The organism is Streptomyces sp. NPDC002817, assembly GCF_053592055.1.
Window position 1 is genome coordinate 24393 of sequence record NZ_JBSFUY010000044.1, and the last position, 11964, is coordinate 36356.

13 protein-coding genes are annotated in these 11964 nt (G+C 69.4%); 8 read left to right on the forward strand and 5 right to left on the reverse strand.

What is annotated here, in order from left to right; genetic code table 11:
• Positions 1 to 33: 33 nt before the first annotated feature.
• The 6 genes from ACWD3I_RS43940 to ACWD3I_RS43965 all read left to right on the forward strand — a co-directional run bounded on the left by ACWD3I_RS43940 (position 34) and on the right by ACWD3I_RS43965 (position 6122).
• The gene (locus tag ACWD3I_RS43940) at positions 34 to 2172 is read left to right on the forward strand and encodes an outer membrane protein assembly factor BamB family protein (RefSeq protein ID WP_365407079.1); all 2139 of its coding nucleotides are present in this window, start codon (positions 34 to 36) and stop codon (positions 2170 to 2172) included.
• A 16-nt stretch (positions 2173 to 2188) separates the two neighbouring features.
• The gene (locus ACWD3I_RS43945) at positions 2189 to 3142 is read left to right on the forward strand and encodes a ThuA domain-containing protein (protein ID WP_365407076.1); all 954 of its coding nucleotides are present in this window, start codon (positions 2189 to 2191) and stop codon (positions 3140 to 3142) included.
• A gap of 181 nt (positions 3143 to 3323) precedes the next feature.
• Positions 3324 to 3707 (forward strand): hypothetical protein, encoded by a 384-nt coding sequence (locus ACWD3I_RS43950; protein ID WP_365407073.1) that lies wholly within the window; start codon positions 3324 to 3326, stop codon positions 3705 to 3707.
• 170 nt (positions 3708 to 3877) lie between these two features.
• Entirely contained in the window at positions 3878 to 4174 is a 297-nt protein-coding gene (locus tag ACWD3I_RS43955) for a hypothetical protein (protein ID WP_365407070.1), read from the forward strand.
• A gap of 72 nt (positions 4175 to 4246) precedes the next feature.
• Positions 4247 to 4456: a hypothetical protein gene (locus ACWD3I_RS43960; RefSeq protein ID WP_365407067.1), complete on the forward strand. Its 210-nt coding sequence runs from the start codon at positions 4247 to 4249 to the stop codon at positions 4454 to 4456.
• Positions 4457 to 4796: 340 nt separating this feature from the next.
• Positions 4797 to 6122: an alpha/beta fold hydrolase gene (locus ACWD3I_RS43965; protein WP_365407064.1), complete on the forward strand. Its 1326-nt coding sequence runs from the start codon at positions 4797 to 4799 to the stop codon at positions 6120 to 6122.
• Between the two features lie 14 nt (positions 6123 to 6136).
• Here ACWD3I_RS43965 and ACWD3I_RS43970 read toward each other — a convergent pair whose 3' ends face one another.
• Positions 6137 to 7150, reverse strand: a complete 1014-nt coding sequence (locus ACWD3I_RS43970; RefSeq protein ID WP_365407061.1) for a hemolysin family protein — start codon at positions 7148 to 7150, stop codon at positions 6137 to 6139.
• On the reverse strand, positions 7147 to 8475 hold the full coding sequence (locus tag ACWD3I_RS43975; protein WP_365407058.1) for a hemolysin family protein: 1329 nt from the start codon (positions 8473 to 8475) through the stop codon (positions 7147 to 7149). The genes ACWD3I_RS43970 and ACWD3I_RS43975 overlap by 4 nt, the downstream gene beginning before the upstream one ends.
• A 282-nt stretch (positions 8476 to 8757) precedes the next feature.
• Between ACWD3I_RS43975 and ACWD3I_RS43980 the strand changes: the two genes are divergently transcribed.
• The gene (locus ACWD3I_RS43980) at positions 8758 to 9213 is read left to right on the forward strand and encodes a tellurite resistance TerB family protein (RefSeq protein ID WP_365407055.1); all 456 of its coding nucleotides are present in this window, start codon (positions 8758 to 8760) and stop codon (positions 9211 to 9213) included.
• Positions 9214 to 9240: 27 nt separating this feature from the next.
• Here the strand turns inward: ACWD3I_RS43980 and ACWD3I_RS43985 are convergent, their stop codons facing one another.
• Positions 9241 to 10173, reverse strand: coding sequence for a M56 family metallopeptidase (locus tag ACWD3I_RS43985; RefSeq protein ID WP_365407052.1), 933 nt, complete (start codon positions 10171 to 10173; stop codon positions 9241 to 9243).
• 6 nt (positions 10174 to 10179) lie between these two features.
• Positions 10180 to 10596 carry a BlaI/MecI/CopY family transcriptional regulator gene (locus ACWD3I_RS43990; protein WP_365407049.1) on the reverse strand — a complete coding sequence of 139 codons (417 nt, stop codon included), beginning with the start codon at positions 10594 to 10596 and terminating at the stop codon, positions 10180 to 10182.
• 149 nt (positions 10597 to 10745) lie between these two features.
• Here ACWD3I_RS43990 and ACWD3I_RS43995 point away from each other — a divergent pair, with 149 nt between their 5' ends.
• Positions 10746 to 10973, forward strand: coding sequence for a twin-arginine translocase TatA/TatE family subunit (locus tag ACWD3I_RS43995; RefSeq protein ID WP_365407046.1), 228 nt, complete (start codon positions 10746 to 10748; stop codon positions 10971 to 10973).
• Here the strand turns inward: ACWD3I_RS43995 and ACWD3I_RS44000 are convergent.
• Positions 10968 to 11945, reverse strand: coding sequence for an ABC transporter substrate-binding protein (locus ACWD3I_RS44000; protein ID WP_365407043.1), 978 nt, complete (start codon positions 11943 to 11945; stop codon positions 10968 to 10970). The two genes, ACWD3I_RS43995 and ACWD3I_RS44000, sit on opposite strands and share 6 nt — an antisense overlap.
• Positions 11946 to 11964: the final 19 nt, after the last annotated feature.

Consider the following 11964-nt stretch of genomic DNA (forward strand, 5'->3'; position numbering starts at 1 on the left):
CGAGTCAGACGCGTGCGCCACGAAAGAGGGATCATGGACAGACGCAGCTTTCTCACGTCGACGACCTTCGGGACGGCGGGCACCGTCGCCCTGTTCGGCACGTCCGTCGCCCAAGCGGCCGAGAACTCCGGCGAGTCGGCCCTCCCCGTGCCGCCCCAGTCGCACCGGGCCGCCGGCAAGGACTACCCCAAGGCCGGCGGCAACCTCGGCAACCACAGCCACTCGTCGCTGAAGCAGATCACCACGGACAACGTCCGCACGTTGCGCGGCGCTTGGCGCATCGACCTGGAGGGCGGTTCCACCTCGGCCCATCAGCAGTGCGCGGTCATCGCGCAGGACGGCGTCCTCTACGCCGTCACCACCCAGCAGAACGTCTTCGCCGTCGACGGCCGCACGGGAGCCGTGCGTTGGAAGACGAACGTCGGCACCGAGACCACCAACATGCGTGGCGTCGCCCTGGGGCAGGGGCTCGCCTTCACCATCTCCGGCGCCAACGTCGTCCACGCCCTGGACCAGAGGACCGGCGCCGTGGTCTGGACCCGCGAGCTGCTCGTCGAGGACCAGGGCGACCCCGGCTGCGACCCCGAGAGCGGTCAGTGCGGGGGCAGTTCGGGCGGACTGGCCGGTGCGGTCGTCTACTGGGACGGCCTGATCTACATCGGCACCGAGGGCAGCACCGCCGGAGCCCGCGGCCGCGGATACGCGCTCAAGGCGGCGACGGGTGAAGTCGCCTGGACGTTCTGGGGCACCCCGGGCCCCGGCGAGTACGGCCACGACACCTGGGAGGGCGACTCCTGGAAGAACGGCGGCGCGGTGTGCTGGATCCACCCCGCCATCGACCCCGAACTCGGCCTGGTCTACTGGACGTTCGGCAACCCCTACCCCCGCACCGACGGCTCCTCCCGCGGCGGCGACAACCTGTTCTCCAACTGCCTGGTCGCCATCGACGCCAAGACGGGCGAACGGCGCTGGCACTTCCAGTCCGTCCACCACGACATCTGGGACTACGACAACGTCATGTCCCCGGTCCTGGCGGACCTGTTGATCGACGGGAGGAAGCGCCGGGTCGTCGTCTACGGCAGCAAGACCGGCATGTACTACATCCTCGACCGCGTCACGGGAAAGCCCGTCCACGGGATGGAGGAGCGCGCCGTGCCGCAGCACGCGCTCCAGAAGACCGCCCCCACCCAGCCCTTCCCCGGCGGCGAGCCCTTCGTCGAGAGCGAGCCCCGCCTGGACAAGGCCACCCGGCCGGTCCCCTTCTACCCCACCGGCGGGATCTACGAGGTCTTCTGGGACCGCGCCACCATCCTCTTCCCCGGCGCGGGCGGCGGCGCCGACTGGGCCTTCCCCTCCTTCAGCCACCGAACCGGCCTCGTCTACGTCGGGTACGGCCTCATCAACTCGGCCTACTCCAACACCCGCGGCGGACGCGTCAACACCGCCCGCCCGCTGGGCGAGTACTTCGCCGGAGGACTCGCCGCGGTCGACCCGCGCACCAACACCGTGGCCTGGCGCCGCGAGGGCGACTGGTCCCTCGCACACGGCAACGGCGTACTGAGCACCGCGGGGGGCGTGTTGTTCCAGGGCCGTCCCGACGGAGGGCTCACCGCCCTCGACGACCGCGACGGCCGGCAGCTGTGGAGCTGGCAGTGCGGCGCCGGCGTGAACACCAGCCCGCTGACGTACGAGATCGACGGAGAGCAGTACGTCGCCGTCCTGGCCGGCGGCAACTGGCTGCCGTATCCCGACATCCCCAAAGGGGACAGCCTGTGGGCGTTCAAGCTCGGCGGCACCGTCGGGCCGGCCGCCGCCCCCACTCCCCCCTCGCGCCGCAACCAGATCCGTGTCGCCGCGGTGACCGGCGACACCGTCACCCTGGGCCGCGTCTGGAACAGCACGACCCAGACGCCGGGGACGACGGAGAACCTCGTGGCCCAGAACGCCATGGCGCCCCAGCATCTGCGTATCGCGACGGGCACGACCGTCACCTTCACCAACCCGGCGGACAACAGGTCCGCGCACGGTGCCGTGTCGTTCTTCGAGGCCGAGTTCGACACCGGGCTCCTCATGCCGGGCCAGTCGTACACGCACACCTTCGAGACACCCGGCGAGTACTTCTACAACGACCCGATCGCACCCCAGAGCACCGGAAAGATCGTCGTGAGCTGAGGAAGGGCAGTCGACCATGACATCGAGAGCCAGATTCGCAGCACTGGGCGTCGCCCTGAGCGCCCTCGTGGCCACCGCCACCGTCAGCTTCGCCCAAGGCCGGGTGGGCCAGGGCGCACAGGAACTGGGCGACCCCGACTACGGCGTGTGCCGGGGCACGAACCCGCGCTGCTACCACGACTGGGACAACTTCGACGCCGCCCAGGGCTACAGGATCCTGCTCTATACACGTACCGCGGGCCCCCGCCACGCCAACCTCGGACCGGCCCTGTTCACCGGACTCAACCCGCCGCTCACCACCGCGAACGTCGTCCAGAACGCGATCCTCGAGATGGGCGCGGAGAACAGCTTCCGGGTCGACTACACCGAGGACGTCACCCAACTGGCGTCCCCGGCAACCCTGTTCCGATACAACGCGGTCGTCTTCTTCTCCACGAGCCGCGACACGCTCGACGACTCCGCACAGACCTCGCTGCGCCAGTACGTCCGGGGCGGCGGGGGATTCGTCGGCATCCACAACGCCTTCGGTACGGAGTACAACTGGCCTTGGTACGAGGGCCTGTTGGGCGGGGCAAACTTCTACGACCACGGGCCGGTGCAACCGGGCACCGTACACGTGGTGGGCCGCAAGGACGCCTCGACCGCCTCGCTGCCGGCGGCCTGGTCCTTCACCGACGAGTGGTACAACCTGATCCCGGCCCCCTCGAAGGTCCGTGTCCTGGCCGAGGTCGACGAGAGCACCCTCGCCGAGGGCGTGGCCGGCAACTACCACCACCCCGGGCACGGCAAGGACCATCCCGTCGCCTGGTGCCAGTACTACGACGGCGGCCGCGCCTGGCTCACCACCCTCGGCCATGACGCGCGGGCGTTCTCCACCGACGGTTCCTACTCCGGTGCCGCCGAGTTCCAGAGGCTGATCCTCGGCGGCATCGAGTCGGCGATGGGAAAACGCGCCTTCTGCAGGGAGTGACGCCGACGGCACGTCTATCAGACCAGCGATCGACCAGGGCGCGCTGTCGGGGGCCCTGTCACTCCACTGAACGGTGCTCCCTGCCACGACACGGTCCGCCACACGGTGCGCGTTACCAGCAGGGTGGCCCATGAGCCCGGCGTGAAATCCGCCTGCACGACCACGGCCGAAGGGGGGTGCCATGCCGCGATTCAGCACACCCCGATTCACGTTCGCTCCGGCCGTTCTCCTGGTGGCCCTCCAGTTCATCGGTGTACTGGCGTCCGGCACGTCCGGTCCCACCGGCAACAGCTCCGCCCCGGTGGCCCAGGAGTGGTCCGCGACGTCCGTCGTAGCCGACCGCGCCGACGGGTTCGCCGCCTGCGGCGATGCCGAGCAGATCGTGGACCCGCCGTCCTGGCTTGTGGGCCGTGACCGCCATCGCTCCGCCGCGCAGCCCTCCGGCGCCAGTGTCCTCAGGGACCAGATCACCGCGCTGCCTCCAGGCGCCCTCAGTGCGTCGCACCGCGCATCGAGGTCCTCAGCCGCCCACTCGCTCACGTCACTTCAGACGTTCCGCTGCTGAGCCGGCCCGCAAGTAGTGCCGTCACGTGCCCACTTGAGCGGAAGAACGTGTGAAGCCGAAATACAAGGTGATCGCCCTGATCACTGTCGCCGTCCTGACCCTGGCGGCACTCGTCCATGTCAACCTGCACCACATACGAGACACACGCCCGGCCGGCTGGAGCTCTGGCGATGCTTCGTAAGCTGCTGTTCTGGAGCCTCGCGGTGGTGTTTCCGTTCCCGCTGGTGCAGACCTACGACTCCGTGGCGGACGACCCCGGACCCTTGAGGTTCTATGTCTTCCTCGGCCTGATCGCCTACACCTGGTGGCTGTTGTCCATCGTGCTCGGCGTGCCGGCGGTCGTCGCTGCCTGTACGCACCGTGAGTATTCCTATGCGCCGACCCGACTGGCCCGGAACCTGGACGACTGGGCGTTCTACGGGGCACTCACCGTGCTGTGCTTCGCGGTCTTCTTCATGAGCGGATGACTGGTCGACAGATCGAGACTGCCGCTGAAGGCCAAAGGCGTTCTGGAGATCGTCTTCCGTCACCAGCTCTCCGTGTGGATTCATCGAATCAACCTGGTGGTCGTGGCGATGACCTGGCTGCACGCCCACCTGCTCGTGAGAGTGAACCAGTACTTCGCGTTCATGGTTCTCTTCGATCTCCGCACCGTGACGGCACTGAGCAGCTACGCCTGGAAGAAGTGGATCGCGCCGGACACCTACTCGACGGGGGGAGTGACCCGAGTGCGTCGTGCCCGCAGATAGGTGGCGAGCCCGCTCGCGGTGTGCGCCGTGGGCTCCTGCGTCTTCTTCGCCGCGTGCGCCATGGGCCCGTTTTGCCTGATTCACGGAATCGACGTCCAAGGGAAGTGCGCAGTTCAGGAGCGTCCACCGCTACGCCATGGAGCCGCCGCGGCGCGTAATTAGACATCCTGTCAAATTACCGAACCGTAACCTGTGCAGTGCTACCACGAGTAACTTACTCGCAGGTAAGGTCCTGGCGAACCACTTCAGTGCGGCATGGACCGGCCCGTGGGACGGCCGCGTTCCCGTGCCGGTTTCACCTGTGCACCTCTCTGCCAGCCGCTTTCACAGGAGGTTCGCCATGCCCGCACGCAGTCGGCTCATGGCCGCAGCAGTCACCGCTGCCGCCTGCCTCGGCGCCCAGTCCCTCACGGGCACCGCCGCCATGGCGGCGGACGAGGTCGTCTCCCGAGGCGTCACCATCCCGGCGTTCTACAACCCGCCCACCACCCTGCCCGCCGCCAACGGCACCCTCATCCGTACCGAGCCACTGCCACTGGCCCTCAGCCTGCCCGGCCTGGACGGACCCCTCCCCGGCACCGCGACCCGCCTGATGTACAAGTCCACCGACTCGAACGGCCGGCCGGTGGCCGTCACCGGCGCCTACATCGAACCCGCCGCCGCATGGCAGGGCGACGGACCGCGCCCCCTGGTCGCGGTGGCACCCGGCACCATGGGACAGGGCGACCAGTGCGCCGCGTCCATGGGCCTGGAGCACCCGCTGAACCTCAACGGCCAGACCGTGTCCGTCGGTTACGAGGACCTGGCGATCTACCGCCTCCTCGCGAAGGGCATAGCCGTGGTCGTCACCGACTACGCCGGCCTCGGCGCGACCGACCGGCTGCACACCTACGTCAACCGCGTCGACGAGGGGCACGCGGTACTGGACGCCGTCCGCGCCGCCCGCTCGGTCCGCGGGGCCTCCGTCACCTCCGCCTCCCGGGTGGGGCTGTTCGGATACAGCCAGGGCGGTGGAGCGACCGCCTCGGCGGCCGAACTCCAGTCCTCCTACGCCCCTGACGTCACGCTCGCCGGGACCTACGCGGGCGCGCCGCCCGCCGATCTGACCTCGGTCACCAAGGCCATCGACGGCAGCGAACTCGCGGGCGCGCTGGGCTGGTCGCTCAACGGCTTCCTCCAGTCCGACCCGTCCCTGAAACCCATCGCCGAGGCGCATCTCAACGCGGCGGGCAAGACGGCCCTCACCGACCTGTCGACCATGTGCGTCGGGGACGCTCTCTTCGGCTATGGCTACGCGAAGAGCACCAAGTGGACGACCGACGGACGGTCCATCAGCGAGATCATCGCCGCGACACCCGCGCTGCAGGCGTTCCTGGACAGCCAACGCATCGGGACGCTCGAACCGTCCGGCCCCGTGCGTCTGGCGACGAGCGTCAGCGACAACCTCGTCCCGCACGGACAGGCGCGCCAACTCGCCGTCGACTGGTGCAAGAAGGGCGCCGACGTCACGTACAAAGGCGTCGTCCTGCCCAATGTCGGCAGCGCGCTGCTCAACCACTTCGCCCCGCTGCTCACCGACCAGGGCGACGCCATCGCCTGGCTGTCCGACCGGCTGTCGGGCAAGAAGGCCGCCTCCAACTGCTGGAGCATGCCCGCACAACTCTGACCGGCCGACAGCGCTCACGCCGATTGCAGATAGCGGGCCAGCAGATCGTCCAGCGTCACCATGCCCGTGAGGTGACCCGACTCGTCCCGGACGACCGCCAGGGAGGCACGGTTGCGGCGCAGGAGCTCGATCGCGTCCGCGACCGTGGTCTCCTGCGTCACCTCCGGTACCGGTCGGGCCAGAGCGCGGGCGTCAACAGCCCTGGATCGGGCCCGGGCCACCAGGGCGTCCCGGGCATGGACGGAACCGACGACGGTGCCCGCGTCCTGTACCAGCAGTCGGGTGCGGTCATGGTCGGTGGCCAGGCGCAGGATGTCGTCGATACCCGCGTCACCGTCGACCGAGGTGATCTCCGCGGCCGGGATCTGGAGTTCTCCCACGGGCGTCTCGGGCTCGACGAGGGAGCGGGTGAGCAGCTCCGAGTCGCTCTCGCTGATCAGGCCGAGGCGTTCGGACTCCTCGACCAGGTGGGTGAGTTGTTCGCGGTTGTGGACCGAGGCGAGTTCGTCGCGCGGGGTGACCCGGCACAGCCGTACGAGCGCGTTGCTCATCCGGTTGAGCACCGCGATCAGCGGGCGTACCGCCTTCACCACGGCGCGGAAGGGCGGGGCGAGGAGCATCGCGGAGCGTTCGGGGTGGGCGATGGCCCAGGACTTGGGAGCCATCTCGCCGAGCACCATGTGCAGGAACACCACGACGGCCATCGCGAAGACGAACGCGATGCCGTAGCTGAGGGCAGTGGGCAGGCCCAGGTCGTGCAGGAGCGGGTCGAGTTCGTGGGAGATGGCCGGCTTGGAGACCGAGCCCAGGCCCAGGGTACAGACGGTGATGCCGAGCTGGGCGCCGGCCAGCATCAGCGACAGCTCGCGCATGCCGGCCAGGGCCGCCTTGGCGCCGCGCTGCCCCTGCGCGACGGCCTTCTCCATGCGGTGCCGTTTGGCGGCGACCAGGGCGAACTCGGCGGCGACGAAGAATCCGCTGCCGATCAGCAGCAGCACGGTGACGAAGAGCGCCATCGGGAAGCTCATGCCTGCTCCTCCTCCACCCTCTGGATCCGGGCTCGGTCCGGCACGTGCCGGTCGAGCGTACGAACGTCGATCAACGCGCTTCCCCCGTCCGGGAGTTCGACGGTGAGCCGGTCACCGATGGCCGGGAAGCGGCCCAGGCGGTCCACGATCAGGCCGGCCACGGTGTCGTAGTCGTCCTCCTCGGGAAGTTCGATGCCGGTGGCGTCGGCGATCTCGTCGAGGCGGCGGCCGGCGTCCACCAGCCAGCCCTCGCCGTCGGGGACGGCGACCTCGATGACGGTGTCGGTCTCGTCGGCGATGTCTCCGACCAGTTCTTCCGCGATGTCCTCGTAGGTGACGATGCCGGCGAGACCGCCGTGCTCGTCCAGGACGACCGCGAACTCGTCGTCCCGCTCGCGCATCTGCTCGACGGCGTCCGGCAGCGGGAGGGTGTCGGGCAGCAGCAGCGGACGGCGGGCCAGCGCCCCCGCGGTGGTGGTGGCGAGGGTCGCGGCGGGCAGGCGCATCAGCTCGCGTACGCCGACGACGCCGGGGACGTCGTCGGGGTGGTCGCCGAGGACGGGGTAAGTGGAGTGGCCGTGCTTGGCGATCAGGTCGACGGCCTCGGCGGCGGTGGCGTCCTTGCGGACGAACACGGCGTCCACGCGCGGGACCATCACCTCGTCGAGGGTGCGCTCGGAGAACTCCAGGGCGTGGTCGATGAGTTCGGCGGTCTCCTTGGGCAGTTCGCCCTGTTCGTGGGACTCGCCGATGAGGTGGCCGAGTTCCTCCAGGGTGGCGCCGTGGTGGAGTTCCTCGACGGGCTCGATGCCGACCTTGCGCAGCAGCCGGTTGGCGGCGCCGTCGAAGATCCGCACGAGTGGGCCGACGACCTTGAGGTACGCCAGGGTGGAGGCGGCCAGCGACTTGGCCAGGCGCTCCGGGACGGCGATGGCGAGGTTCTTGGGGGCGAGTTCGCCCAGCACCATCTGGACGACGGTGGCCAGGACGAAGGCGAGGACGACGGAGATACCGCCGACCGCGCCCTCGGGGATACCGATGCCGGTCAGCGCGGGCTCGAGCAGTGCGGAGACCGACGGCTCGGCGATGAAGCCGACGACCAGGCCGGTGACGGTGATGCCGAGCTGGGCGCCGGACAGCATGAACGACAGCCGCTCCAGCACCGTCAGGGCGCGGGCGGCCTTCCGGTCGCCCGCCTCGGCCTCACGGGTGAGGGCGAGCCGGTCCGCGGAGACGTAGGCGAACTCCTGGGCCACGAAGTAGCCGGTGCCGGCGGTGAGGACGAAGACGGCCAGCAGGCCGAGCAGGGCGTTCACGACACTCATCGGCGTGTCGATCGAGAGTGGCCGCCCCGTCGCGTGCCGTGCTCAGGAAGGACCTGGCGGGGTGTTCGGGGACAGTGCCCCGGGGAGTCCGTCATGGTGGCGGACACGTCTTGCTCCTTCAGTTGGTGTGCGGTGCGTGAACGAACGCGGCGGGAGTGGAGTTCCTTGCGGATCGGCGGAACTTATCAGCTCGGCCGCTAGTTTCTACGTTGCTGTAGATATTAAGGGGTGCCGGATCGCCGTCGGAGCGGATCGGGCCCCGACCGATCTTTTGGAGTAGTCATGGCCCTGTGGGACCGGTTCAAGGAATCCGCGTCGACGATGCAGACCCAGCTCACGGCGAAGAAGAACGACCTCAAGAGCGGCGCCTTCCGCGACGCGAGCATGGCCATGTGCGCGCTGGTCGCCGCCGCGGACGGCACCGTCGATCCCTCCGAGCGGCAACGGGTGGCCCAGCTGATCGCCACCAACGAGGTGCTGCAGAACTTCGACGCCATGGACCTCCAGCGCCGCTTCGACGACAACATCAACAAGCTGACCGCCGACTTCGCCTTCGGCAAGGTGAGCGTGCTCCAGGAGATCGGCAAAGCCAAGAAGAAGCCCGCCGAGGCGCGTGCCGTGGTTCAGATCGGCATCGTCATCGGCGGAGCCGACGGCGACTTCGACAAGAGCGAGCAGGCCGTCGTACGCGAGGCGTGTTTCGCACTCGACCTGCCTCCGCACGAGTTCGACCTCTGAGCGAGGACGGCACACACGGCGGCGCCGTCACAGCGGCGTCGCCGCGCGCAGGATGACGATCATCGTCACCGCGGAGTTGGCGGACGACAGCGCGGAGAGCGCCGTACCCGCGGTGGCCGCCCAGGCCGCCATCCCGACCGCGGTGAACATCGAGGGCCAGCCGCGACCGCCGGGAGCGGGCGCCAGCAGGGCCGCCACCCGCCGGGGCACCGGTCCGGGCAGGGCGAAGCCCGCCAGCGTCGGCACGGAAGTGCCGCGGGAGACCAGCGCCGCCCTGCCGATCGCGCGTGCCACGGTGTGGCGGTCGCCGACGACGCGGGCCGCCTCCTCGTCCGCCCAGCGCTCCGTGGTGTACACGACCGCCGTACGCAGCGGACGCAGAAAGGGGTTGGCCTGCGCCGCCAGCTGGACGACGAGCAGGAACCGGTGGTGCCGGGCGGCCAGATGCACCCGCTCATGGGCGAACAGGGCGCGCCGCTCGGCGGGCCGGAGAGCGGACAGCAGGGCCGTGGTCACCACGATGCGGCCACGGGTCCCACCGGGCAGGGCGTACGCGTAAGGCTCTCCGTCGGGCAGGATCGCGACCTCCGTGCCGGGCAGGCCGGCCAGCGCCCGGTGGGCGCGCCGCCGTACCTGCGCATGGCGCCACAGCGCCCGCCCGCACAGCACGGCGACGGCCAGCAGGGCCGGGATGGCCGCCCTGCCGGCCACCTCGTCGTAGGGGACGGCCGCACGCACCTCGGGGTCCGACCAGCCGTCGGGCAGGGGGTTGCCGGGCAGCTGCGCCGTGCCGACCACCATCAGCAGCCCCAGACAGACCGTGCTGCACAGCGCCATCACTCCGGCCACGCCTGTCAGCAGGCGGGTGGCGATGCGTGGATGCAGACGCTGTTCGGCGAGCCTCGCGATCGGCCAGGCCGTCAAGGGCAGCACCAGTGGAAGGAAGACGAACACCCCCATGAGAAGTCAGTGGCCCCTTTCGCCCTCGGCCTCTTCACCCGCGTCGCTTTCGCCCTCCACCTGCCCCAACAGGTCGCGCAGAAGCTTCTCGTCGTCCGGATCGAGCGAGGTGACGAAGCTGGCGAGGACCGCCTCGCGGTCGCTCTCGCCGTCCAGGAGCTTGCGCATCTTGTGGGCCGCCAGCCCGGCCTGGTCCGACACCGGAGTCCAGACGAAGGACCGGCCCGAGCGCTCCCGGGTCACCGCGGCCTTGGCCAGCAGCCGGGTCAGGATCGTGATCACCGTCGTATAGGCGAGGCCCGCGCCGAGCCGCTCCTGCACCCAGCCCGCCGTCGCCGGACCGTCGGCTTCGCGCAGGGCCGACAGAACCTGCGCCTCCAGCTCGCCCTGCCCCCGTCGCCGGGGCCTTCGGTGATCCGTCACGTCCTGTCTCCCTTCCGCTGCCACGCACTTCACAGGCGGTCCATGGTAAGGACACCGGGCAGCCCCACACGGTCGGGCAGGGGTACGCTGCCCGCCTGGCCGAGATCGCCTCCGACTTCGGCGTCACCGTCTGATCCGGAGGGATCCCCATGTTCGGACTGAGCGAGCTCGTCATCCTTCTCATCGTCGTCATCGCCGTCCTGGCGGCGAAGAAGCTCCCCGAACTGACCCGCTCGGCGGGCAAGTCGGCGCGCATTCTCAAGGCGGAGAAGGATGCCGTGGACGACGATTCGGCCGAGGAACGAGCGAACCCCGAGGTGATTCAGGGCGAGATCGTCACGCCTCGCCCTCAGGACGACGACACGGCTCGGTCATGAGAACAGGGTGTTCAGGTCCGGCTTCTTGTCACCGAACAGGCCGTCCTTCTCGCTGAGTGCGGCCAGCTTCTCCAGGGAGGCCATGTCGACGTCGGCCGGCCAACTGGGCAGGATGAGGTTCTTCAGGACATCGCCGCTGATCTTGGTGTAGGTCGTGAGGGTCTGGCGGGCCTCGTCCGGGTGGGCGGAGGCGTACTCGAGCGACTCCGTCATGGCTTCGGTGAACTTCTTCACCAGGTCCGGGTTCTGCTGCGCGAACTGTGTCGAGGTGAAGTACGTCGCCACGGTGAGCTTGGGGTCCGTCTCGGCGAACGGCGAGGCCACGACGCGGGCGCCCTGCGCCTTGGCGACCGTCTGCGCGGGCTCGCCCATCCAGGCGGCGTCCACTCGGCCGTCGTCCACGGCGGCGGGCATCTGGTCGAACGGGATCTCGACGAACTTGACCTTGGAGGGGTCACCGCCCGCCTGGCGCACCGACTCGCGCACCGTGGTGTCGCCGATGTTCTGCAGGGTGTTCACGGCCACCGTCCGTCCGGCGAGGTCCTTGGCCGTCTTGACGGGGCTGTCCTTCTTCACCATCACGGCGGTGACGTCACCGCCGACCTTGCCGTTGGAGGCCGCCCCGTTGACCACGGACTTGACGGGAACTCCCTTGACCTGGGCGACCATCAACGAGGTCGTGTTGCTGAACCCGAACTTGAACTGCCCGCTCACCACACCGGGGACGATCGCGGCGCCGCCCTGGGCGGGGACCATCTCCAGCTTGATGCCTCGGCTGCTGAAGAAGCCCTTCTCCTGCCCCAGATAGAGCGGGGCGACGTCGACGATCGGAATGATGCCGACCTTGACCGTCGTGGTCTTGCCGCCTCCCGATGATGACGAGTCGCTGCTGCCCGAGTCCGAGGATCCGCATCCGGCCACAGCGACGAGGGTGATCAGCGCTGCGCCGAACCCGGGTATGCGCCTTTGCATGGGCTCCTCCTGGGGGAAG

Bases quoted from the DNA above. Each gene is read 5' to 3' on its own strand.
- ACWD3I_RS43965 (WP_365407064.1), top strand. From the start codon at position 4,797: ATGCCCGCACGCAGTCGGCTCATGGCCGCAGCAGTCACCGCTGCCGCC.
- ACWD3I_RS43995 (WP_365407046.1), top strand. From the start codon at position 10,746: ATGTTCGGACTGAGCGAGCTCGTCATCCTTCTCATCGTCGTCATCGCC.
- ACWD3I_RS43980 (WP_365407055.1), top strand. From the start codon at position 8,758: ATGGCCCTGTGGGACCGGTTCAAGGAATCCGCGTCGACGATGCAGACC.
- ACWD3I_RS43945 (WP_365407076.1), top strand. From the start codon at position 2,189: ATGACATCGAGAGCCAGATTCGCAGCACTGGGCGTCGCCCTGAGCGCC.
- ACWD3I_RS43955 (WP_365407070.1), top strand. From the start codon at position 3,878: ATGCTTCGTAAGCTGCTGTTCTGGAGCCTCGCGGTGGTGTTTCCGTTC.
- ACWD3I_RS43950 (WP_365407073.1), top strand. From the start codon at position 3,324: ATGCCGCGATTCAGCACACCCCGATTCACGTTCGCTCCGGCCGTTCTC.
- ACWD3I_RS43975 (WP_365407058.1), bottom strand. From the start codon at position 8,475: ATGAGTGTCGTGAACGCCCTGCTCGGCCTGCTGGCCGTCTTCGTCCTC.
- ACWD3I_RS43970 (WP_365407061.1), bottom strand. From the start codon at position 7,150: ATGAGCTTCCCGATGGCGCTCTTCGTCACCGTGCTGCTGCTGATCGGC.
- ACWD3I_RS44000 (WP_365407043.1), bottom strand. From the start codon at position 11,945: ATGCAAAGGCGCATACCCGGGTTCGGCGCAGCGCTGATCACCCTCGTC.
- ACWD3I_RS43940 (WP_365407079.1), top strand. From the start codon at position 34: ATGGACAGACGCAGCTTTCTCACGTCGACGACCTTCGGGACGGCGGGC.
- ACWD3I_RS43985 (WP_365407052.1), bottom strand. From the start codon at position 10,173: ATGGGGGTGTTCGTCTTCCTTCCACTGGTGCTGCCCTTGACGGCCTGG.